Origin of the sequence: Pontibacter korlensis (assembly GCF_000973725.1) — a bacterium.
In the GTDB taxonomy this organism is placed as follows: Bacteria; Bacteroidota; Bacteroidia; order Cytophagales; family Hymenobacteraceae; genus Pontibacter; species Pontibacter korlensis.
Genome location: NZ_CP009621.1, coordinates 1,288,878 through 1,309,240 on the forward strand (window position 1 = coordinate 1,288,878; position 20,363 = coordinate 1,309,240).

The following is a 20,363-nucleotide window of genomic DNA, read 5'->3' on the forward strand; positions in this document are numbered from 1 at the left end:
TCTGCAATTTGTGCATTAGTGTTTTTTGCTATGATCTCAACAACGGCAGCACTTTATAGTTGCCTGCCATTTCCTGCTATACTGCTGGCCGTAAAAATAGAAAGCCCGGCACAGAATACTCCACGCCAGGCTTAACAGGAAAAGTAATAAGGTTATAGTGCTCTTTCTTTCTTTGTTGGCTCACCGAAAGTGGTGTTGTAAAGCTCAATGCTGTCCTGAATAATTTTGTAAGCATGCTCACGACCTAGGAACTGCTCTACGATCACCTCTTTGTTTTCAAGCTTCTTATAGTCCTCAAAGAAACGACGCATCTCTAGCAGCGTGTGTGGAGGCAGCTCAGAGATATCATTGATGTGACGCACCGACATGTCGTTATAAGCCACAGCGATGATTTTATCATCCTCCTCGTTATTATCTATCATCTGCATCACACCGATTACCTTCGCATCTATCAAACACATTGGCTGTACATCGATAGAGCAGATTACCAGTATATCAAGAGGGTCTTTGTCGTCGCAGTAAGTCTGTGGGATGAAACCGTAGTTAGCCGGATAATTTACTGACGAGAACAGTACACGGTCTAGCTTCAGCATTCCGCTTTCCTTATCCAACTCATACTTTGCCTTCGATCCTTTAGGAATCTCAATGATAGCTGTTACCACTTCTGGCGCCATATCGCCGTAGCTCACGCTATGCCATGGATTGTTGTTGTCCATATTCTCCATTTTCATCTTTGGTTTTAAACACGCCGTCAATTAATTCTCTTCTTCAGGCGCTATGGTTTTATTTCATATATACTTGTAATGGCTTGCCTACACTTCCGTTTGGCTCCTGTATATACAGCCAAGCGGCGATAGTGGCGGCAATATCTGATACGGCTGCCTCGGCCTCACTTTCTCCGGCTTTTACGTTCCAGCCGTACCATACTAATGGCACGTGTGTATCGTAGTTAGCCTGTGATCCATGCGTAGTACCTTTCGGATCGCTGCCGTATCCTTCAAACCACCCTGGCTCCAGCAGCAGCACAACATCACCAGAGCGTTTGGCATTAAAGCCGCTTTCTACACGAGCCATCATGCCTGTGCCCCAATTGCTGCTTTGCAATGTGGCAGCTGGTACAGCACGCATCACTCCGTCAAAGCGCAATACATAATCAGCTACTCGCTGCTGTACTTCCGCTCTGGCAAGCTTTTTACTGTCTATCAAATTACGGTTCAGGTACACCTGCTGGTTTATATAGCGCTCTACCCAATCGCCTTTGCCATACAATTTGTCCAGGTAGGCATCAATAGAGTCGCGCACAACATGAGAGGTAGCTACACCTGCAGGCACTTTCATGCTTTGCATGTAAGCTGGTACGTGTGCCGCACCATGGTCAGCACTTAAGAAGAAAAGTACCTCTCCCTTGCCTACTTCATTCTCAATTGTGCTTATCAGTTCTGCTATTTCCTGATCCAGACGTAAAAAAACATCCTCAGCTTCGATAGAGTTCGGTCCAAAAGAATGGCCTACGTAATCTGGAGTAGAAAAGCTTACCGCAAGAAAGTCAGTTACGTCATCTTTTCCTAAACCTTCACCACGTAGTGCTGCCAGAGCAAAGTCTTTGGTGATGGTATTTCCTGCAGGTACAGAACGTATCAATTCAAAGTCTTTGCCACGTATTGCAGGCAAATTGTGCGGAAAAACCGGCTTCTGCTCTCCGCTTAAAGCTCTCTCCCATGGCATATCATCGGCAGTGCTCTCCGTGTACTGCTCAATTGGCAGTAACGTTTCCCAAGGCTGGCTTAGGTACTGATCCGCTAGCTTCCGGTTGTTAAACTCCTGAGCCCACTGTGGCAGTTGCTCGTGGTAATAAGTACTTGTAATCCAGTTGCCACTTTCAGAGTCGAACCAGTAAGCGCCATTGGCCAAGTGGCCCGCGGGCAGTATAGATCCTCTATCTTTCAGTGCCACCCCTACTACCTTCGCTTCCTTGTTGGTTGCAAGGCGCAATTCGTCTGTAATAGTTGTTGTTTTGAGGTTAGCCGGCGACATCAGGCCTGCATCAGAGGTGCTACCTACCGTCTTTACCGTCTTGTCCTCCACACAATATACTACCTTTTTCTGATCCCGCTCATACCAGTTGTTTCCTATGATGCCATTGAGCGCTGGTACACTGCCTGTGTATACCGATGCATGCCCCGGACCAGTGTATGTTGGAACATAGCTGTACTGTGCGTTTTTGAAGTTAAAGCCCTGCGACAGCATTTTTCTAAAGCCGTCGTTGCCATACTTGCTCCAGTAGCGGTACAGGTAGTCGTAGCGCATCTGGTCCACCACAATTCCAACTATCAGTTTAGGTCGCTGCTGGATAGGGTCCGCTTGTACAGTTTGTGCACTGCTTTCTGCAGATGCAGTAGGTGCATTGGGTGTTGTTCCGGCACAAGCACTCATCAGCAGAACGCTTGCGGTCATCACTTTTGCTCTTGTTACTTTTTTCAGCAACTCTTTGTATCTCATTTTACTATAGTTCGGTTACTACAAATATAATAAGTACAGCCTACTATTCTTGTCAGATTGCACTGCCTTTGTGGGTTTATCAATTTGTTAATATACCTTTTGGCACAGTACCCACAAAAATAAGCAGCGCCCACTTGTATCGGTGGGCGCTGCTCCTGATTTCTTTTGCTCCTGTTTATTCTGCAGCCAAGGCCTCGGCACCACCCACGATCTCCAGGATCTCTTTGGTGATGGCTGCCTGACGCGTTCTGTTGTAAGTTAGCTTTAACTGCTTCAGTAGCTCACCTGCGTTTTCAGTCGCTTTATCCATGGCCGTCATACGGGCACCATGCTCAGATGCATTAGATTCCAGTACCGCTTTGTATACTTGTATCTTCAGCGATTTTGGTATTAGCTCCTCAATGATCTGCTCTTTTGATGGCTCAAATGTATAGTCAATCAACAAAGCTGCAGCGTCTACCTCCTCAGCTGGTTTCTCCACGATTGGGAGGAACTGCTCCTGGCGCAAGATCTGCGTTGCTACGTTTTTGAACTCGTTGTAAACTATTTCTACCTGGTCGAACTCTCCTGCTACGAAACCAGCCATAGCACGCTCAGCTGCTACACGTACTGTGTCGAAAGAAAGGTTTGCGAAGGTATTGCTGTAGTCACCGATAACATTGTAGCCTCTCTTGCGGAAGGCATCAAAGCCTTTGCGGCCGATAGTCAGGATGGTCAGGTTACCTGCTTCGTACTGGCTTCTGTATTTATCAGCAATCAGCGCGTTCACACCTTTCACAATGTTGGAGTTAAAAGCACCAGCCAAACCACGGTCAGAGGTTACCGCAATAATCAGCACCCTGTTCACGTCACGCTTCTCTGTGTACGGATTCTCTACAGCACCCTCAGCCATTGACGAAAGATTTGTCAGGATACCGCTCAAGCGCTGCGCATATGGGCGCATACGTAAGATGTTGTCCTGAGCACGTCTTAGCTTAGCAGCCGACACCATTTTCATGGCTTTTGTAATCTGCTGCGTAGACGATACAGATGTAATGCGGCTTCTAACCTCTTTTAAACTTGCCATATTTAGTTGCTATGAGCAAAAGCTGAGGTTAAAGTCTTTTGCCTCTAACCTCAGCCTCTTTACTTAAAGTCTATTTGTTATACTTCGAAGCAGTTTCCTTTGCTACCTGCTTGATAACAGCAGTAGTTTCGTCATCCAGCTTACCAACTCTCAATGCATTAAGAGCGTTAGCGTGCTGAGCGCGTAATGTGCGCAGGAAGTCTTTCTCAAAGTTTCTTACCTCATTAACCGGAACACTATCCAGCAGACCGTTAGTGGCTGCATAGATGGTAGCTACCTGCTCTTCTACCGGTACCGGAGAGAACTGTGCCTGCTTCAGGATTTCTAGGTTACGACGACCACGCTCGATTGTCAGCTTCGTAGCAGCATCCAGGTCAGAACCGAATTTAGCAAAAGCCTCAAGTTCGCGGAACTGAGCCTGATCCAGCTTCAGTGTACCTGCTACTTTCTTCATCGACTTGATCTGAGCAGAACCACCTACGCGTGATACCGAAATACCAACGTTAATAGCCGGACGGATACCTGCGTTGAAGAGGTTAGTCTCTAAGAAGATCTGACCATCCGTAATCGAAATCACGTTAGTCGGAATATAAGCAGAAACGTCACCAGCCTGTGTCTCGATAATTGGAAGGGCTGTTAATGAGCCACCACCTTTTACCAAATGTCTGATAGACTCTGGTAGGTCATTCATGTTTTGAGCGATCTCGTCCGATGCATTGATTTTAGCAGCACGCTCCAGAAGGCGAGAGTGCAGATAGAATACGTCACCTGGGTAAGCCTCACGTCCTGGTGGGCGACGAAGCAACAGAGATACTTCACGGTAAGCAACAGCTTGCTTAGAAAGGTCGTCATAAACTACCAGTGCAGGACGGCCAGTATCACGGAAGAACTCACCGATAGCAGCACCTGTAAATGGCGCGAAGAACTGCATTGGAGCAGGATCAGCGGCAGAAGCAGCTACTACTACAGTATAATCCATGGCACCACCTTCTTGCAGGGCTTTAACCACCTGAGCTACTGTAGATGCTTTTTGACCAACAGCTACGTAGATACAGAAAACAGGCTCGCCTCTGTCGTAGAATTCACGCTGGTTCAGGATAGTATCGATAGCAACCGCAGTCTTACCAGTCTGGCGGTCACCGATAATCAATTCACGCTGGCCACGGCCGATCGGAATCATTGAGTCGATCGCCTTGATACCAGTTTGCATTGGCTCGTTTACTGGCTGACGGAAAATAACACCCGGTGCTTTACGCTCCAGTGGCATTTCGTACATTTCGCCAGCGATAGGGCCTTTGCCATCTATTGGCTGACCTAGTGTGTTTACAACACGGCCAACTATACCGTCACCTACTTTAATAGAGGCAATACGGTTTGTTCTTCTTACGGTGGCGCCTTCTTTGATCTCGCTGTAGTCGCCAAGCAATACGGCACCTACATTGTCCTCTTCCAGGTTCAGAACGAGTGCCTGCAGACCATTCTCAAACTCTAAAAGCTCACCAGACTGAGCCTTGGAAAGGCCATAGATACGAGCGACACCGTCACCCACTTGCAGTACAGTACCTACTTCTTCCAGTTCCGCTTCGGTACGGAAGTTAGATAGCTGTTCTCTTAATATGGCTGATACTTCGTCAGGTCTTACTTCTGCCATGATTATAGTTTATTAATGTATGGGTTGTCTTTAAATTGATTTCTCAGCTTGCGAAGGCTATTCCTCACAGAGCTGTCGATTTGTTTATCTCCTACACGCAGCACAAATCCTCCGATTAGCGACGGGTCTACACGCTCTATAAGCTCTATGCGCTTTCCCGTTTGAGCAACCAGCTTCTTGCCTAGCTCATCACGCAGGGCCGGTGTAAGCGGCGCTGCAGAAACTACTTCAGCAGTTTGTATTCCCTGAAGCGTACGATACTGTTCCTGGAATGAAGTAGCTACCGTCTCAAGTACAGCCTCACGGTTTTTGCGGGCAATCAGGTTAAAGAAAGCCAGCGTCAGCTCCTGTACTTTACCTTTAAATACACCGTTGATAATAGCCAGCTTCTTATCTGACTTTACAATCGGGTTCTGCAGCAGAAGCTTAAAATCACGGTTCTGAGAAACTACCTGTATGAACAGTTGCATATCTGCATTTACCTGGTCCACCAAGTTTTTCTCCTCAGCCAGTTCAATCAGCGACTTCGCGTATCTGGAAGCAACTCTAATATCTGACATAGTGCTTGTTTATAATGCAGCGGTCTTACCTTTAGGCACCCGCTCTTGTACTTTGTTAGTTAAGCGTTACTTCACGGATATAGTCCTGAGCCAGCGCCTGCTGAGCAGTTTTATCGCTAAGCTCTCTTCTCAGAATTTGCTCAGCAATCTCTAGCGACAGAGAAGCAGCCATGTTTTTCACTTCAGTGATAGCAGCACGCTTCTCGTTTTCGATTGACTCACGCGCCTGGGCAATCATGCGGGCACCTTCCTCATTCGCTTTCTGCTTAGAAGCCTCTACAATGCTATTAGCAGCCTCTGTAGCTTCTTTCAGAATTCTGTCACGCTCCAAACGAGCCTCGGCCAACAGTTTTTCGTTGTCAGCTTTCAGCGCCTGTATCTCCAGCTTCGCTTTTTCAGCGGCACTAAGAGCATTCTCGATAGAGGCCTCACGCTCATGAAGCGCGTTCATGATTGGCTTCCATGCAAACTTACCAAGCAAAAACAGAACGATCAGGAACGTTACCGTCTGCCAGAAAAGTAGACCTATACCAGGGGTTACTAATTCCATTGTTTATGAAGATTGAGTATTAAATTCTTTTTAAGCGACCACCCTGGCCACCTTTTAACTACAACTGAACTATGTTTAGACCTCATCGTCTGGGCCATACGCCCAGACGTGAGATCATGTAAGCATGTTAGCTTGTTACCTTTTGTTAAAAGTAATTAAGCAATAGCGATCAGAAGACACACTACTACACCGAACAGGGTTACACCCTCGATAAGTGCAGAAGAGATGATCATGGCAGTTTGGATTTTGCCACCAGCCTCAGGCTGACGAGCAATAGATTCCATAGCTGAACCACCGATACGACCGATACCAAGACCAGCGCCAAGGGCAACTAGACCTGCACCGATACCGGCACCCATGATACCAAGACCAGCGCCTTCAGAAACAGCTTGAAGCAGAATTGCTAACAACATAGTTATAGTTATATATAGTTAAAAAATAAAATTCTATTAATGGTGTTCATCCGCATGCTCATGCTCCTCAACTGCGCCGCCAAAATACATGGCAGACAGCAGGGTAAAGATATAAGCCTGCAACAGGGCCACGAACAACTCCAGGAAGTTCATGAAAGTAGCAAACGCCACACTAAGCGGACCAACCGCTATACTTTGGAAAATAAAGATCAAGCTAAACAGCGACAGGATGATGATGTGACCTGCTGTGATGTTGGCAAAAAGTCGAACCATCAGGGAAAACGGCTTTGTCAGGATACCGATTAATTCCACAGGGATCATGATCGGAGCAAGCCATGTTGGCACACCCGGAGTCGCAAATATGTGCTTCCAGTAGCTCTTGTTACCACTGAACACTGTTATCAACAATGTGATCAGGGCAAGCACCAGCGTCACAGCAATGTTCCCTGTCAGGTTAGCGCCGCCTGGCATCAAGCCCAGCAGGTTGTTAAACCAGATAAAGAAGAACACTGTAAGCAGGTACGGCATATAACGCTCGTACTTCGGCCCAATATTCGCCTTAGCAATCTCGTCGCGAATAAAGATGATGATTGGCTCAAAGAAAGACTGAATACCGCGAGGAGCAGCTTTTGGATTGTTTTTGTACCGACCTGCGATAACAAAGAAAATTATCAGCAGCAACGCCACACTAACAAACATAGAAGCCACGTTTTTAGTGATAGAAAAATCAAGTAGGCCTGCCTGATCAGCCAGCGGCTTACCTGCCTCATCTACTCGCATAATATGGCCATGCTCCAGCGCATAGCCATTATAAGGCACAGTCTCGTGGTTTTCGTCGTAGAAATTGTGAGAAGAGAACACCTTAAACTCACCATTGTCTACCAGTATAACGGGCAGGTAAACAACAGCCCCATCCGCAAAATGCCAGGTATAATCATCAGCAATGTGATGTGTGATCATATCTCCTGGCTGAAACTCACCGCCTTCCACAGGCGCATCAGCAAAAGCAGTCAGCGTAAGGAAGGAAAACAATAGAACGAATAACCTCTTCATTAAGAATGATTTAGAAGCAATATTTAACAGACAGAACCTACCGTTAATTCTGCCCTCTCAAATGCGGGCGCAAGTTAGCCAACAAACTGTAAATTTCAAACCCGGTAAACAGGAAATATAACGCGAAGAAGTTGAAAACGAACTGCAATCTCCCTTCTTTATAGAACCATACATACAGCGCCACCACACCTATACTTAATACTACCCTAAAACCCATCGAGGCAAAATAGTACACTTGAAAGTTCTCCGGGTCGTTCTTGTGTCCTAGCTGCGTTAGATAGTAGGTGAACCCGGTAATGAAGACAAAAAAAAGCAGCATGTGCCAGATATAGCTGTGCAGCAGCGTGTAACCAGTAAATTGCAGCATTGCCCCAATTATTATGCAGAGTATGGCTGTAAGTATAGCCAGGTTACGGGTAAACCTCATGTGCGTTACTTCTTATTTATAGATATGATTGTTAGAACCATGGTGGCGATGACAGCAACCAGTAGCAAGGCGATCGTAAACCAGGGCTTTTCGTTACCCATATAAGCATCCAGCTTCCGGCCTGCAAAGGCAGCCACCACTAGTGCCCCGATCATCTGGAATGCCATTCCCGAATACTTTACATAGGGTTTGATGCTCTCCTGCCTGCGCTGCTCGGGCTTTTGTTCTTTTTCTGGGGTATTTTCCATGTACTTCAGAAGTTTGCAAAGATACTCCTTTTTACGTGCATAACCGCCAAAGCTGTACATACCCCGCAAAGTACGCCTCGCCTGAAACCATTTAGATTTTTGTATAGTTCAATAGCAGGCCCCACAACAGCTATTTGCTTAACTATCCGATGATTATTGTATTTTTGTAGAAGGCCTATGGCCTGAACGAACTGTTATTAGTAACGCACCTGCCATCACGGACCTTTAGTCTATACTTTTAGCAGGAAGCCTGACGTTTATTCTTTATATTATAGTGCCCAAACTTGCTGCACATTTAACAGCCTTGAACAAGAAATCGCTTCACATACTCTTCATACTTGCCGGACTGCTGTTAACAGCATGCTCCACTGAGCGCAATAACCCCCTGAGCAAGGCTTATCACAATACTACTGCCCGCTACAATGGCTACTTTCTGGCGAAGGAGAAAATGAGGCTTTTAGAAGAGCAGCTACAGGAGCAAACGGCTTATGATTACAGCCAGCTGCTCCCTATCTTCCCTGCCATCGATTCCACCACCGCCAATACGATGGCCGCAGACCTGGAGGACATCAAAAAGAAAGCATCCTTCCCGATACAATACCACCAGAACAGCAAGTGGGTAGACGACAGCTATGTATTGATTGGCAAAGCAAACTATTATGAGCTGAACTTTGAGGAGGCTGTGCGCACCTTTAAGTATGTTAATGCAAACGGCAAGGGCAAGAATGAGCGCCATGAGGCACTGGTTTGGCTGATGCGCTCTTTTATCAAGCTGAATGAGATGGAGAATGCACAGCAGGTGTCGGAGTTTCTGCGCAAGGAGCGCCTTAACAAGGAGAACGCCCGTGAGCTGTACCTTACCCGTGCCCATTATTACCGCTTGCAGGGAGACACGGCACAAGTGATAGAAAACCTGACCCTGTCTCTCCCAAACTTCGACGTAAAAGATAATGAGTCGCGGGTGCGCTATACTTTAGGGCAGCTTTTCCAGCTTACTGGCAAAAACAAGGAGGCCATTAAGCAATACAGCAAGGTATTACGCAACAACCCTCCTTACGATCTAGGCTTCTTCAGCCGCTTAAACCTGGGGCAGGTAACCGAACTTGCCGACAACAACGATGTAGAGCGGGTAGAAGGCTATTACCAGAAGCTCTTAAAAGACGATAAGAACAAGGAGTATCGCGACCGGATCTATTACGAGATGGCGCAGTTTGAGCTTCGCCAGCAACATTACGAGAAAGCATTAGATTACCTGGAGCAGTCGTTGCGCACACCTGGAGCTTTACCTAACCAGAAGGCATACAGCTATGTGGCTGCTGGTGAAATTTACTTTGATAACCTAAACAAGTATAACCTGGCTGCTGCCTATTACGACAGCGCAGTACAGGTGTTTCCGCCGCAGGCGGCCATGTATGAAGCTGTAGCTGAGCGCCGGGATATACTTGCTGATTTTGCCCAGCAGTATACTACCATCCAAACCCAAGATAGCCTGCAACGTATTGCCAAGATGCCAGAAGCCGAGCGACTCGAATTTTTGCAGCAGCTGGTGCAGCGCGAAGAAGAAGCCCGGCTGGAGGCTCTTGCACAACAGCAGGAGCAGGCACAGCGCCAGGAGCAAGATAACCGCCGTAGCCCAAGCCGTAACCGTAACAGTGATGATTTTGGCGCAAATAACAGCACTGGTGGGGTTTGGTATTTCGATAACCCTTCAGCCATGGCCACGGCACGAGCAGAGTTTACCCGCCGTTGGGGTGACCGCCCCAATCAGGACTTCTGGCGCATCCGAACCAGAGGCGAAAGTGGCACTCAACCTGCAGTAGTAGCTGAAGTTGCGCAGCCTGAAGCAAGCCCAGAAGAAGAGGTTGCCCCTGAAGAGCGAATGAAGGCGCAGGTGGAGACTTACCTGCAAGAACTACCTTTAAGCACTGCCGCCCTACAGCGTTCAGAGCGAATGGTAGAAGAAGCCTTGTTCAGACTGGCTGTGATATATGCACAAAACCTTCGCGAACCAGAAGAGGCCATTGCTACTTATGAGCAACTACTGCAGCGTTTTCCTTTAACTGAGCATGCTGCCGAGACATACTATAGTTTATACTTGCTGCATGGCCGAGCCGGTAACGAAGAGCAAAAGCAGGTCTATTACAATAAAATAAAGCAGCAGTTTCCGCGTACTACTTATGCCCGCCTTCTGGACGATGAAGGTTTCATGGCTAAAAATGCTGCTGATAATGTAAAGGTACACGCTCTTTACGACTCTGCCTATGCGCATTATGACGAGCAGGAGTATACGAAAACTGTAGAAATCCTGAACCGCATCACCAGCCAGTATCCACTCAATGACATTCAGGATAAAGTTATGTTCCTGGATGCTATGGTGACTGCCAGAACCGAAAAGCCTGAAGTGCTCCGGGACAAGCTAAACAGGTTTAAGAAGGAGCATAAGGGTAGCCCATTGATGAAGCAAGCAGATAAGCTTTTAGTTACCTATCAGGAGTTAGAGCAAAAGCAGCAGCTACGGGCTGAGGCTCCTGCTCCACCTGCTCCTAAGCAGAAAGCTTCTGAGCTAAGCCCAGAGCAAAAAGTTAGCACAGAAATTGCACAGGCTACTGCGTCAGTAAGTAAGGCGACACCTGTTCTGCCACCAACGCCAGCCAAGGAAGCGGACATGGCTTCGGCTCAGCAGGAGCAACAGCCAGCTACGGTTACCAATTCTGGCGATAGCTCTGAAGTAGAACCAGCCGCTATGGCTGCCACTACAGATTCTGCGGCGGCACCTTTAGAAAACCCTATGGACTATAAGCCTGAAGCTGATTCAGCTTTCTATTTTGTGCTGATTTACCCAAACGATGCTAAGGTGTTTGTGGATATACAGCAGAAGTACGAAAAGTATAACAGCACATACTATAGAGCAGAGCAGTTAGAAGTACAAACCATGGACTTTGGAGGCGGTAAAACTATGCTGGTTGCTCGCTCTTTTCAGGACCTGAAACTGGCACTGTCTTATAACATTAAACAAAAGGCGCCACAAGCGCCAGTAGGTAGAATTAGAGGCATAGATTTCACTACCTTTGTCATCTCTTCTGCCAACTTCGGAAAATTTATACAGAAGAAAGATCCCGAAGTATACCTGACCTTCTTCAAAGACAATTATTAACTCCATGACTACGCGTCAAAAAACCGTAAAACCGAAGAACCCGATTTACCCTAAAGTTGTATCGGCATTGTGGCTCCTGTTTATCGGCGGCTTTGTTGCCTTTATACTTTATATCTACGCTGTAAGCATCAACTTCCTGAATTTGTTTGGTGAGTTGCCTAACCTGCGTACTCTTGAGAACCCAAAGAGTGAGCTTTCGTCTGAGCTTTACTCTGCAGATAACCAGTTACTCGGTAAATATTTCCGCGAGAACCGTACCCCTGTAGAGTACGAAGAACTTCCTGATAACCTCGTTAATGCTTTGGTGGCGACGGAAGACATCCGTTTTGAGGATCACGCAGGTATTGACCCACAATCTATGATACGCGTGGCGGCTGGTATACTTACCGGCCAGCAGAAAGGTGGAGGTAGTACTCTTACACAGCAGGTGGCTAAAAACTTATTTGACACCCGTAGTGATGAGCTTAACAATGGTCTTCTGAATGATGTGCCAGGTGTGCGTATGCTTATCCTGAAAACAAAAGAGTGGATTATGGCTGTGAAGCTGGAACGCTCTTATACAAAGCGTGAGATCCTGACCATGTATTTGAATACTGTGGATTTCGGTTCTAACGCTTTTGGTGTAAAAGTAGCAGCTAAAACGTTCTTCAATAAAAAGCCTGAAGAGCTGGAAGTGCAAGAGTCTGCTGTGTTGGTTGGTCTTCTAAAAGCTCCTACCTATTATAGCCCTAAACTGTATCCGGAGAACTCTAAGCGCCGTCGTAATACGGTGCTTGCTCAAATGGTGAAGTATGGCTACATGACGGAGGCGGAGTATAACCAACTAAAGGAGCAGGATATTAAACTTGATTATCGTGTAGAAAGCCATAACATAGGACTTGCCCCCTATTTCCGTACCGAGGCTAGTAAGTTCCTGTTACAGTGGTGCCGCGAAAACGGGTATGACCTGTATGCTGACGGCCTCAGAATCTTCACTACCATTGACTCCCGCATGCAAAAGTATGCCGAGGATGCTGTGGCTGAACATATGAAGGACCGCCAGAAGGCTTTCTTCGAGCACTGGAAGGGCCGCAACCCTTGGGTTGACCGCAGCATGCGTGAGATTGTTGACTTCCCGGAGCAGGCAATCAAACGTACAGATCGCTATCGTCGCCTAAAGGAACGCTTTGGTGATGACACGGACTCTATCAACTACTACCTCAACAAGAAGGTCCCTATGACTATCTTCTCGTGGGATGGAGAAAAAGAGGTGGTGATGAGCCCAATGGACTCGCTCAAGTACTACAAGCATTTCCTGCAGACTGGTTTTATGGCCATGGAGCCTCAGACCGGCCACATCAAGGCTTGGGTTGGTGGCATCAACTATAAGCACTTTAAGTACGACCACGTAAAGCAAGGTGCACGTCAGCCGGGCTCTACCTTCAAGCCTTTCCTTTATACTACTGCTATCGAAAACGGCTATTACCCATGCTACGAAGTTCTGGATACACAGACCTGTATTCCGTTGCCAGATGGTAATATGTGGTGCCCTAACAATGCTGACAATAAGTATAGCGGAGAGAAATATACTTTGCGTAGAGCGCTTGCTGAGTCTGTCAACTCTATCTCTGCATTCCTTGTAAACAAGCTTGGCGCACCGTCTGTAGCGCAGACGGCCCGCCGCATGGGCATCTCCACTCCTCTTGACGAAACTCCTTCGTTGGTGCTCGGTACTAGCGATGTTACCTTGTTCGATATGGTTGGTGCCTATGGCACTTTTGTGAACGGCGGTACTTGGGTACAGCCTAACTTCATCACCCGTATCGAAGATAAGCATGGTAACGTGATCGCTGAGTTTGTTCCTAAAACTGTAGAGGCTCTTAGTGAGGAAACTGCCTACATGATGATACATATGCTGAAGGCAGCTGCTGAGCCAGGTGGTACGGCCTATTATGGCCTGCGCTTCCGCAATGGTTTGAAGAATGAGATTGGCGCTAAAACTGGTACCACGCAGAATTACTCTGATGCCTGGTTTATGGGTGTAACCCCTGATCTTGTTTGCGGCACATGGGTTGGTGGCGAGGATCGTTCCATTCACTTTAGAACCATTGCTTTGGGACAGGGTGGTAAGTTGGCCATGCCTATCTATGGCTCATTCATGCAGAAAGTTTATAAAGATAAGTCTTTGGATGTGTCTAAGGAGCCTTTCCCTAAACCTTCTATGCCTTTATCTGTAGAATTAGATTGTGAAAAGTATAATCAGGGAGTGCAGATTGATTCGGCTCAGCAAGATGAGTTCCTGAACCTGCCGTCCCAGATTGACCTAGATGCTGAGATCTAATTCAAATCATTTATGCCAGCCAACGAAAAGCTGAAAGAGAAAATATCGCACCTGCCGCACAAGCCCGGCATCTACAAGTTCTTCGACGATAATGGCATTATCTATGTTGGCAAAGCGGTTGATATCCGGAAGCGAGTAAGCTCCTATTTCAACCGCTCTGCTCAGCATAATAAGAAAACGCTTAAGCTCGTTTCACAGATAAAGGACATTGAGTTTACCATTGTAGATACAGAAGCTGATGCTTTTCTGCTGGAGAACAATCTCATTAAGCAGTACCAGCCCAAGTATAATATCCTGCTCAAGGATGGTAAAACGTACCCTTACATCTGCATTGTAAACGAACGTTTCCCGCGCGTTATAAGTACCCGCAATAAGAAAAACGACGGCTCCCGTTATTTTGGCCCTTATCCTAGCGGCACTACAATGCATGTGGTGCTAGATCTTATTCGTACGCTGTACCCTTTACGCACGTGTACTTATAACCTTACCCCTGAAAATATTGCAGCAGGCAAGTTCAAAGTATGCCTGGAATACCATATTGGCAACTGTAAGGGTCCCTGCGAAGCGTTGGTAGATGAGGCAGAGTATAACGCCAACATCGCGCAAATCAAGAACATTCTTTCTGGTAATTTATCTGTTGCTAAGGCTTATTTTAAGGAGCATATGGCCGCTGCAGCAGCGGATTATCAGTATGAACTTGCTCATAAGTTCAAGCAGAAGCTAGATATGCTGGAGGATTTCCAGGCAAAGTCCACGGTAGTTAGCAATACACTTACCAACATTGATGTATTCACTATCACGAGCAATGAGCAGTGTGCCTTCATTAACTACCTCAAAGTAATGAATGGCTCTATTATCCTCACACAATCTCTTGAACTAGAGAAAAAGCTTGATGAGGATGATACTGATATTCTTGCTTCAGTAATAGTACAGTTACGCCAGGAATTTGAGAGTACCTCCCGTGAAGTAATCACAAATATTGAGTTGAGGCTGCCGTTGGATAACGTTACTATTACCTATCCGCAGATTGGTGATAAGAAGAAGCTGTTGAGTTTATCCCTTAAGAATGCACTATATCTGCGCAAGGAACGTGAAGGACGCCAGGAGAAGAATAAAGAGATGAGTGAGCAGCGTGAGTTGCGTGTGCTGGAAACGCTTAAAAAGGACCTTCGCCTTACGGAGTTGCCTCGCCAGATAGAGTGTTTCGATAACTCAAACTTTCAGGGTGATAACCCAGTGGCATCCATGGTTTGCTTTAAGAATGGTAAGCCTAGCAAAAAAGACTATCGCCACTACAACATTAAGACTGTTGTTGGTCCTAACGATTTTGAATCGATGTATGAGATTGTTACGCGCCGCTACCGCAGACTCCTTGATGAGAATCAGCCTCTGCCGCAGCTTATCATCATCGATGGTGGTAAGGGACAATTAGGAATGGCTGTTAAGGCTCTTCGTGACCTCAACATCTATGGTAAAATTGCTGTTGTCGGTATTGCAAAGCGCCTGGAGGAAATTTTTTATCCTGGGGATTCGCTTCCGCTTTACATCGACAAAAAGTCAGAATCGTTAAAGCTTATCCAGCGCTTGCGGAACGAAGCTCACCGCTTTGCTATTACCTTCCATAGAAGTAAACGTGATGCCGGAACGCTGAAAACAGAGCTCACTGATATAAAAGGTATCGGCCTTTCTACTGCTGATGCCTTGCTGCAAAAGTTCAGGTCTGTTAAAAAGCTAAAAGATCTAACTCTCGATGAGCTAGCTGCAGAAATCGGTAAGGCAAAAGCCTCTATACTTTATGCTCATCTACATCCTGCCGAGGGAGAGAATGCCTGATACACTTTTTTATTTATAGACAATAAAAAAGGAGACTCTGTTCAGAGTCTCCTTTTTTATTGCTTAGTAAGCTGTAGGTCTTAGTAGCTCCACAGGCTATACTCATATTCTATTAGAGCTTCCAAAGCATCCTGAGCGGCTAACAGTCCTTTTTTACCACCACCATAGATAGAAGCCAAGCTTTGGTCGCCTGGGTTCGAAATTTTAGTGATGTATGAGCTGAACAACCACAGGTCGAAAGCATCAGCCAAATTCTTGTGCTGAGCATCATTTTGTGCGTTATACCAGATCGCTGTTTCCGGATTGTTGCGGAACAAACGTACAAGGTCGCTCATTTTGAAGCTAGCTACGTTTTGCTCAAACCCTAGTGGGTTAAGCGTCGCTGGGACCTTGATACTTATTGTCTGGATATCGTGGTACATGCGCGAACGCTTTTTATCAAATACCACATTCTCCTTCAATTCTAGTAGGTACAGCTGCTTTGGAAAAAACTCATTGCTTACAGGAGCAGCCTCAGTAGTTCCAGCATTTCCGCCCAAGGCTGAACCCCAAGCATCATCCTCTTCTTGAACTTCGCCAAAACCAGCCGCAAGTTCCTCTTCACTCAGGCCACCATCTGCTTGTTTCGGAGTCATGTTTTGCAAAAACTCCTCACGCGTGATAGGTGTACTAACAGAGTCACTTCTATAGGCAGTCAATTCTCCGCTTTTTACAGCTTCGATTATAACCTTAGTTATCTCTCTGTTTTCTGAAAACAATGGCTTGTTCTGCTTCTCACGAAGGTCGATCTTACGCCATACTGTTTTCTTAAACAGGACATCAGACTCTGGAATAGGCCTTGCCGAAGGATTACTAGCCGTAGTATTCGATACCTGCTGTGCCATAGCACCTACAGATAACATTAGACCGGCCGCTACACCTATTGCTTTAACTAATTTCATACTCCTCTTGTAAGCTTCTATGTGTTAATTTAAAGGAACGTTGAAGTTTGGCGTGCCTACGTTCACGTCCACTGCCTGCCCTTTGTAGTTCAGGCGTTTCACGTCAAGAATTTCGATTACAACACGGTCACCTTTGTTTGCTTTAGCGGCAAAGCTAGTTAAGTTAGCTGTAGGGCCGTTAAATTCTCCTTGCTCTACCGGTTGGTTGTTGCGCACCAGGTACGCTCTCCACTTCGTTACTCTATAACGTGCTTCGTTAGGTAATAATTGCTTGAAGCCTTCGTCTGCTACAGCCTGTATTTCTACTGCTCTGAAAGATTGTGCAGGAACTCCACGCTTCACGTCTATTGGTCGACCATTTACCAGTGCCACAAGTTCTGGCTTTGGTATAGGGCGTACCTTGAACTTTTCAGAACCAATAGAGTTACCGCCGCTGCTTACATTGATGGTTACTTCAGTAGCATTAGGGATAATTGTTACTTCACCCTTTTTAGCTCCTTTTACTGCTGTACCACCTGAAGCGCTAAAGCTTGGGTCATAAACAGCACCCAATGCAGGCACCTGAATGTTCAGCTCGTTAGCACACTGGAAGTACAGTGCCTGTACTGAAGCAGACTGAACCTGAATTACTGGCTTCGCTACAATATACTCTTCAGTTACTGTGAATGTAGTATCGCGTCCATTCTGGTTAATTGTTACCTGACCTTTCCATGTTTGCTTTGAGTTTCCATCAGCATCGTAGTTTGAGGCAGAAGCCACGAACTCTACTTTACCAAGGCCATTCTCTACTTTCACAGGCTTACCCTGGAAAGTCATTTTAGGTGTGATGTTGTCAGAAGAAGCTGCGATGAACATATCAGCAGTATATTTAGTACCTGCTGCTACTGTCTTAGACTCAGCACGAGCCATTGCGAAGATCTTCTCGAACTTGATGATGTCTGCACCTACCTGCTGAGCAAGCTTCTGCAACACGTCCGCCTCATACTTCAGCACTTCTGCCTCTTTCTGAGATAGTACTGCTAGAGCAGCTACCATTGGAGTCTCTTCGAAGTTAAGCTGTGCAAAGTCTTTACGACGCTGTGCAGGATCATTTTTCGCAACCGGATCTTCAGAACCATCTAGTGCTAGCTTATCTGGTACGCTTTCGTTGTGCTGGTTCAGGAATTTAGCAAACTCATTTAGCTTATCCTTCAGCTCATACGCAGCGCCATTGTTTTTACTTGCTGCACCGATCATGTTCATGGCTACTATGTCATTGCCTTCCGGCTGTGCATAGCCACCTTCTGCAGTTTTACCACCTGATTTCTCGATCAGCATGTTGCGCAGACCTTGAATATAGGTGACCATTTCAGATGTTCTTTGACGTACCTCCTGTGCGTTTTTCAGCACACGCTGGTCATTAGCAGAAGGATTCTTGTTTTCTGCAATGGCAGCCTGTATATTAGATACGACCCCGGCATTATCACTCACTGTTTTTCTGTTCACGCTCTGTAAGGATTCATCCAAGAACTGAAACTTTAACAGGATAGCCGAGCTCACGTTAAGGGCTAGAAGTGCGGTCAGTACGAGGTACATCATACCGATCATCTTCTGCCTAGGTGTCTCTTTTCCTCCAGCCATTTTATACTATATTAACTGTTGTTTTCTTGAGTTAGAACTATTTAAACTGGGATTAACCTTTCATGGCCGTCAACATGTTACCATACACTGTGTTCAGAGAGTGCAGGTTTTGTGTCAGGCGAGAAACTTCCTGTTTAAACTGTTCTGTATCTTTGCTGGCATCAGTTAGGTTTTCCATGGCCATGCTTAAGTTGCCATAGAATTTATTCATGGCTTTCAGGTGGTTATTAGCGTCCTGAAGCTCCATCTCATACACTGCGTTCAGAGCACCCAGGTTGCGGGTCATACCTTGGATCTGGTTATGGTACTCTTTTGCATCAGAAGCAGAAACAGCCATTTGTGCGATGGCATCTGCTGTTGTAGCGTATGCATTGTTGATCTTATCCAATTGGCCGGCTGCAGCTCTTACACGTACAGTGTACTCTTCAGTAGCAGCAGCAGCGTTACTCATGTCCGCCATAGAAGCTGCTGTCTCGCTCAGGCGGTTTAGGCCAAGACCAAGCTGGTTGATAGTTTCTGGCGTAATGTCAGCATTACGCATCATTTCGTCTAGTTTGCCTGTTACAGACGGTCCCGCCGATACTGCAGCTGTTGCAGGAACAATACCCTCACCAGCATAATCATCAGCAAGTTGTGGATAAACTCTAGCCCAATCCGGCTCCGCATGCTGCGGCTGGAATGCACTAAGGAAGAAGATAATTGCTTCTGTGCTCAGACCAAGGATCAGCATTAAATCGGCGCCTGGCCAGTGCTGTATCTTGAACAACGCACCCACAATTACGACGGCAGCACCGATACCATATACTTTAGGCATCAACACGTCGAACAAGAAACTGCGACCTTTAGCTTTGCTCATTTTGTTTTCTAATTAAGTAGTGAACGATTGATTAATAAATAAAAGGGGGGGATTGGTGATTATTAAGTTATTGTTATTTCTTATTAAAACTCTCTACCTGAAGAACGTCCCAGGTAAATCATCGCATTACGGAAGCCAATATAAGATCTGGCAGAATCCTGGAATTCAAAGTTGCGTGTGCCTGTCTCTAGGAAGTAAGCAATGTCTTTCCATGAACCACCTCTTACAACTTTGCGTGGCTCGTTAGGATCGTTATACACTGGGTTCAAGTCCCAAGTGATCGGAACAGTAGCGTCAGAATATGCATCCTCGCACCACTCTGCCACGTTACCGGCCATATCATACAGGCCAAAGTCGTTCGGGAAGAACTGAGCTACAGGAGCTGTATAAGTAAAACCATCACTGTAGTAGTCGCCACGACCTGGCTTAAAGTTAGCTAACAAACAACCTTTGGCATTGCGCAGGTATGGGCCACCCCATGGGTAAACTGCCATATCACGACCACCTCTTGCTGCATATTCCCACTCTGCCTCTGAAGGTAGGCGGAACTGCGGCATTGGAGCGCGGCCGCTCTCAGCGTTAGCCTGGTTTTTATGCTTGGTGCGCCACTCACTGAAGTATTTGGCAGCAAACCAATCAACACCTACCACTGGATAATCATCAAATGCTGGGTGCGAGAAGTAGTACTCCATCAGCGGGTCTCCCATGTGGTACGTATAGTCTTTTACCCAAACAGTCGTATCCGGATAGAGATCGCTCATCACGTACTCTTCACCTAATACATCCAGCGAATCCTCCATCATCACATTGATGAACTGGCGGTATTCGTTGTTAGTGATTTCGGTTTCGTCCATGTAGAAGCCACCAATTGTTACTTGCTTGTTCAGGTTTGCCATGGATGCCGCGATATCCTGATCAGCTTGTCCCATGTGGAATGTACCGCCAGGACAGGCCACCATGCCGTATGGTACTTCCTGCGGATTGTACTCTGGTCTGTCCTCGGCACCAACAAGATCACCTTGCGGTCCGCGTCCCATCCCACAGCCTGCAAGCAGCACCACCGCCAATGCGAAGGAAGACAGCTTAAGTAGTTTATTCATGATGACTGTTAAAAAGTAAAATTTTCTGTAATAGATTTTAGCACACTTTTACGAGTGTAGCAAATATATGAG

17 protein-coding genes are annotated in these 20,363 nt (G+C 46.4%); 3 read left to right on the forward strand and 14 right to left on the reverse strand.

The features are described from left to right. Positions 1-152: 152 nt before the first annotated feature. From PKOR_RS05420 to PKOR_RS05465, 10 genes are all read right to left on the reverse strand, one after another. Complete coding sequence (locus PKOR_RS05420) at positions 153-731, reverse strand: inorganic diphosphatase (protein ID WP_200897429.1); 579 nt, start codon at positions 729-731, stop codon at positions 153-155. 52 nt (positions 732-783) lie between these two features. Further along, a complete protein-coding gene (pafA, locus tag PKOR_RS05425; RefSeq protein ID WP_235337255.1) occupies positions 784-2,499 on the reverse strand; it encodes an alkaline phosphatase PafA in 1,716 nt (571 codons plus the stop codon). A 175-nt stretch (positions 2,500-2,674) separates the two neighbouring features. Next, a complete protein-coding gene (gene atpG, locus PKOR_RS05430) occupies positions 2,675-3,565 on the reverse strand; it encodes an ATP synthase F1 subunit gamma (protein WP_046309573.1) in 891 nt (296 codons plus the stop codon). A gap of 70 nt (positions 3,566-3,635) precedes the next feature. Then, positions 3,636-5,216, reverse strand: a complete 1,581-nt coding sequence (gene atpA, locus PKOR_RS05435) for a F0F1 ATP synthase subunit alpha (RefSeq protein ID WP_046309575.1) — start codon at positions 5,214-5,216, stop codon at positions 3,636-3,638. Positions 5,217-5,218: 2 nt separating this feature from the next. Then, positions 5,219-5,776: an ATP synthase F1 subunit delta gene (gene atpH / locus PKOR_RS05440; protein ID WP_046309577.1), complete on the reverse strand. Its 558-nt coding sequence runs from the start codon at positions 5,774-5,776 to the stop codon at positions 5,219-5,221. Between the two features lie 55 nt (positions 5,777-5,831). Continuing rightward, positions 5,832-6,326 (reverse strand): F0F1 ATP synthase subunit B, encoded by a 495-nt coding sequence (locus tag PKOR_RS05445; protein ID WP_046309579.1) that lies wholly within the window; start codon positions 6,324-6,326, stop codon positions 5,832-5,834. Positions 6,327-6,481: 155 nt separating this feature from the next. After that, a complete protein-coding gene (gene atpE / locus PKOR_RS05450; protein ID WP_025608468.1) occupies positions 6,482-6,739 on the reverse strand; it encodes an ATP synthase F0 subunit C in 258 nt (85 codons plus the stop codon). Between the two features lie 36 nt (positions 6,740-6,775). Further along, positions 6,776-7,792 carry a F0F1 ATP synthase subunit A gene (atpB, locus tag PKOR_RS05455; protein WP_046309580.1) on the reverse strand — a complete coding sequence of 339 codons (1,017 nt, stop codon included), beginning with the start codon at positions 7,790-7,792 and terminating at the stop codon, positions 6,776-6,778. Between the two features lie 43 nt (positions 7,793-7,835). Further along, on the reverse strand, positions 7,836-8,219 hold the full coding sequence (locus tag PKOR_RS05460) for a hypothetical protein (RefSeq protein WP_046309581.1): 384 nt from the start codon (positions 8,217-8,219) through the stop codon (positions 7,836-7,838). Positions 8,220-8,224: 5 nt separating this feature from the next. Continuing rightward, positions 8,225-8,467, reverse strand: coding sequence for an AtpZ/AtpI family protein (locus PKOR_RS05465; protein ID WP_046314125.1), 243 nt, complete (start codon positions 8,465-8,467; stop codon positions 8,225-8,227). A gap of 304 nt (positions 8,468-8,771) precedes the next feature. Between PKOR_RS05465 and porW the strand changes: the two genes are divergently transcribed. From porW to uvrC, 3 genes are read left to right on the forward strand one after another with little or no spacing between them, the layout of a single operon-like run. Beyond that, on the forward strand, positions 8,772-11,621 hold the full coding sequence (porW, locus tag PKOR_RS05470; protein ID WP_046314126.1) for a type IX secretion system periplasmic lipoprotein PorW/SprE: 2,850 nt from the start codon (positions 8,772-8,774) through the stop codon (positions 11,619-11,621). A gap of 4 nt (positions 11,622-11,625) precedes the next feature. Continuing rightward, on the forward strand, positions 11,626-13,941 hold the full coding sequence (locus PKOR_RS05475) for a penicillin-binding protein 1A (RefSeq protein WP_046309582.1): 2,316 nt from the start codon (positions 11,626-11,628) through the stop codon (positions 13,939-13,941). A 12-nt stretch (positions 13,942-13,953) separates the two neighbouring features. Continuing rightward, a complete protein-coding gene (gene uvrC, locus PKOR_RS05480) occupies positions 13,954-15,774 on the forward strand; it encodes an excinuclease ABC subunit UvrC (protein WP_046309583.1) in 1,821 nt (606 codons plus the stop codon). Between the two features lie 80 nt (positions 15,775-15,854). Here uvrC and porN read toward each other — a convergent pair whose 3' ends face one another. From porN to porK, 4 genes are all read right to left on the reverse strand, one after another. Beyond that, entirely contained in the window at positions 15,855-16,715 is an 861-nt protein-coding gene (gene porN / locus PKOR_RS05485; protein ID WP_046309585.1) for a type IX secretion system ring subunit PorN/GldN, read from the reverse strand. 24 nt (positions 16,716-16,739) lie between these two features. Further along, positions 16,740-18,335 (reverse strand): type IX secretion system motor protein PorM/GldM, encoded by a 1,596-nt coding sequence (gene porM / locus PKOR_RS05490; protein ID WP_046309586.1) that lies wholly within the window; start codon positions 18,333-18,335, stop codon positions 16,740-16,742. Positions 18,336-18,387: 52 nt separating this feature from the next. Next, entirely contained in the window at positions 18,388-19,191 is an 804-nt protein-coding gene (gene porL / locus PKOR_RS05495) for a type IX secretion system motor protein PorL/GldL (RefSeq protein ID WP_046309588.1), read from the reverse strand. 83 nt (positions 19,192-19,274) lie between these two features. Next, the gene (porK, locus tag PKOR_RS05500) at positions 19,275-20,291 is read right to left on the reverse strand and encodes a T9SS ring complex lipoprotein PorK/GldK (RefSeq protein WP_046309590.1); all 1,017 of its coding nucleotides are present in this window, start codon (positions 20,289-20,291) and stop codon (positions 19,275-19,277) included. Between the last annotated feature and the right edge of the window lie 72 nt (positions 20,292-20,363).

Bases quoted from the DNA above. Each gene is read 5' to 3' on its own strand.
- atpH (WP_046309577.1), bottom strand. From the start codon at position 5,776: ATGTCAGATATTAGAGTTGCTTCCAGATACGCGAAGTCGCTGATTGAA.
- pafA (WP_235337255.1), bottom strand. From the start codon at position 2,499: ATGAGATACAAAGAGTTGCTGAAAAAAGTAACAAGAGCAAAAGTGATG.
- PKOR_RS05465 (WP_046314125.1), bottom strand. From the start codon at position 8,467: ATGGAAAATACCCCAGAAAAAGAACAAAAGCCCGAGCAGCGCAGGCAG.
- atpE (WP_025608468.1), bottom strand. From the start codon at position 6,739: ATGTTGTTAGCAATTCTGCTTCAAGCTGTTTCTGAAGGCGCTGGTCTT.
- atpG (WP_046309573.1), bottom strand. From the start codon at position 3,565: ATGGCAAGTTTAAAAGAGGTTAGAAGCCGCATTACATCTGTATCGTCT.
- porN (WP_046309585.1), bottom strand. From the start codon at position 16,715: ATGAAATTAGTTAAAGCAATAGGTGTAGCGGCCGGTCTAATGTTATCT.
- uvrC (WP_046309583.1), top strand. From the start codon at position 13,954: ATGCCAGCCAACGAAAAGCTGAAAGAGAAAATATCGCACCTGCCGCAC.
- porM (WP_046309586.1), bottom strand. From the start codon at position 18,335: ATGGCTGGAGGAAAAGAGACACCTAGGCAGAAGATGATCGGTATGATG.
- PKOR_RS05475 (WP_046309582.1), top strand. From the start codon at position 11,626: ATGACTACGCGTCAAAAAACCGTAAAACCGAAGAACCCGATTTACCCT.
- atpA (WP_046309575.1), bottom strand. From the start codon at position 5,216: ATGGCAGAAGTAAGACCTGACGAAGTATCAGCCATATTAAGAGAACAG.
- PKOR_RS05420 (WP_200897429.1), bottom strand. From the start codon at position 731: ATGAAAATGGAGAATATGGACAACAACAATCCATGGCATAGCGTGAGC.
- porL (WP_046309588.1), bottom strand. From the start codon at position 19,191: ATGAGCAAAGCTAAAGGTCGCAGTTTCTTGTTCGACGTGTTGATGCCT.
- atpB (WP_046309580.1), bottom strand. From the start codon at position 7,792: ATGAAGAGGTTATTCGTTCTATTGTTTTCCTTCCTTACGCTGACTGCT.
- PKOR_RS05445 (WP_046309579.1), bottom strand. From the start codon at position 6,326: ATGGAATTAGTAACCCCTGGTATAGGTCTACTTTTCTGGCAGACGGTA.
- PKOR_RS05460 (WP_046309581.1), bottom strand. From the start codon at position 8,219: ATGAGGTTTACCCGTAACCTGGCTATACTTACAGCCATACTCTGCATA.
- porK (WP_046309590.1), bottom strand. From the start codon at position 20,291: ATGAATAAACTACTTAAGCTGTCTTCCTTCGCATTGGCGGTGGTGCTG.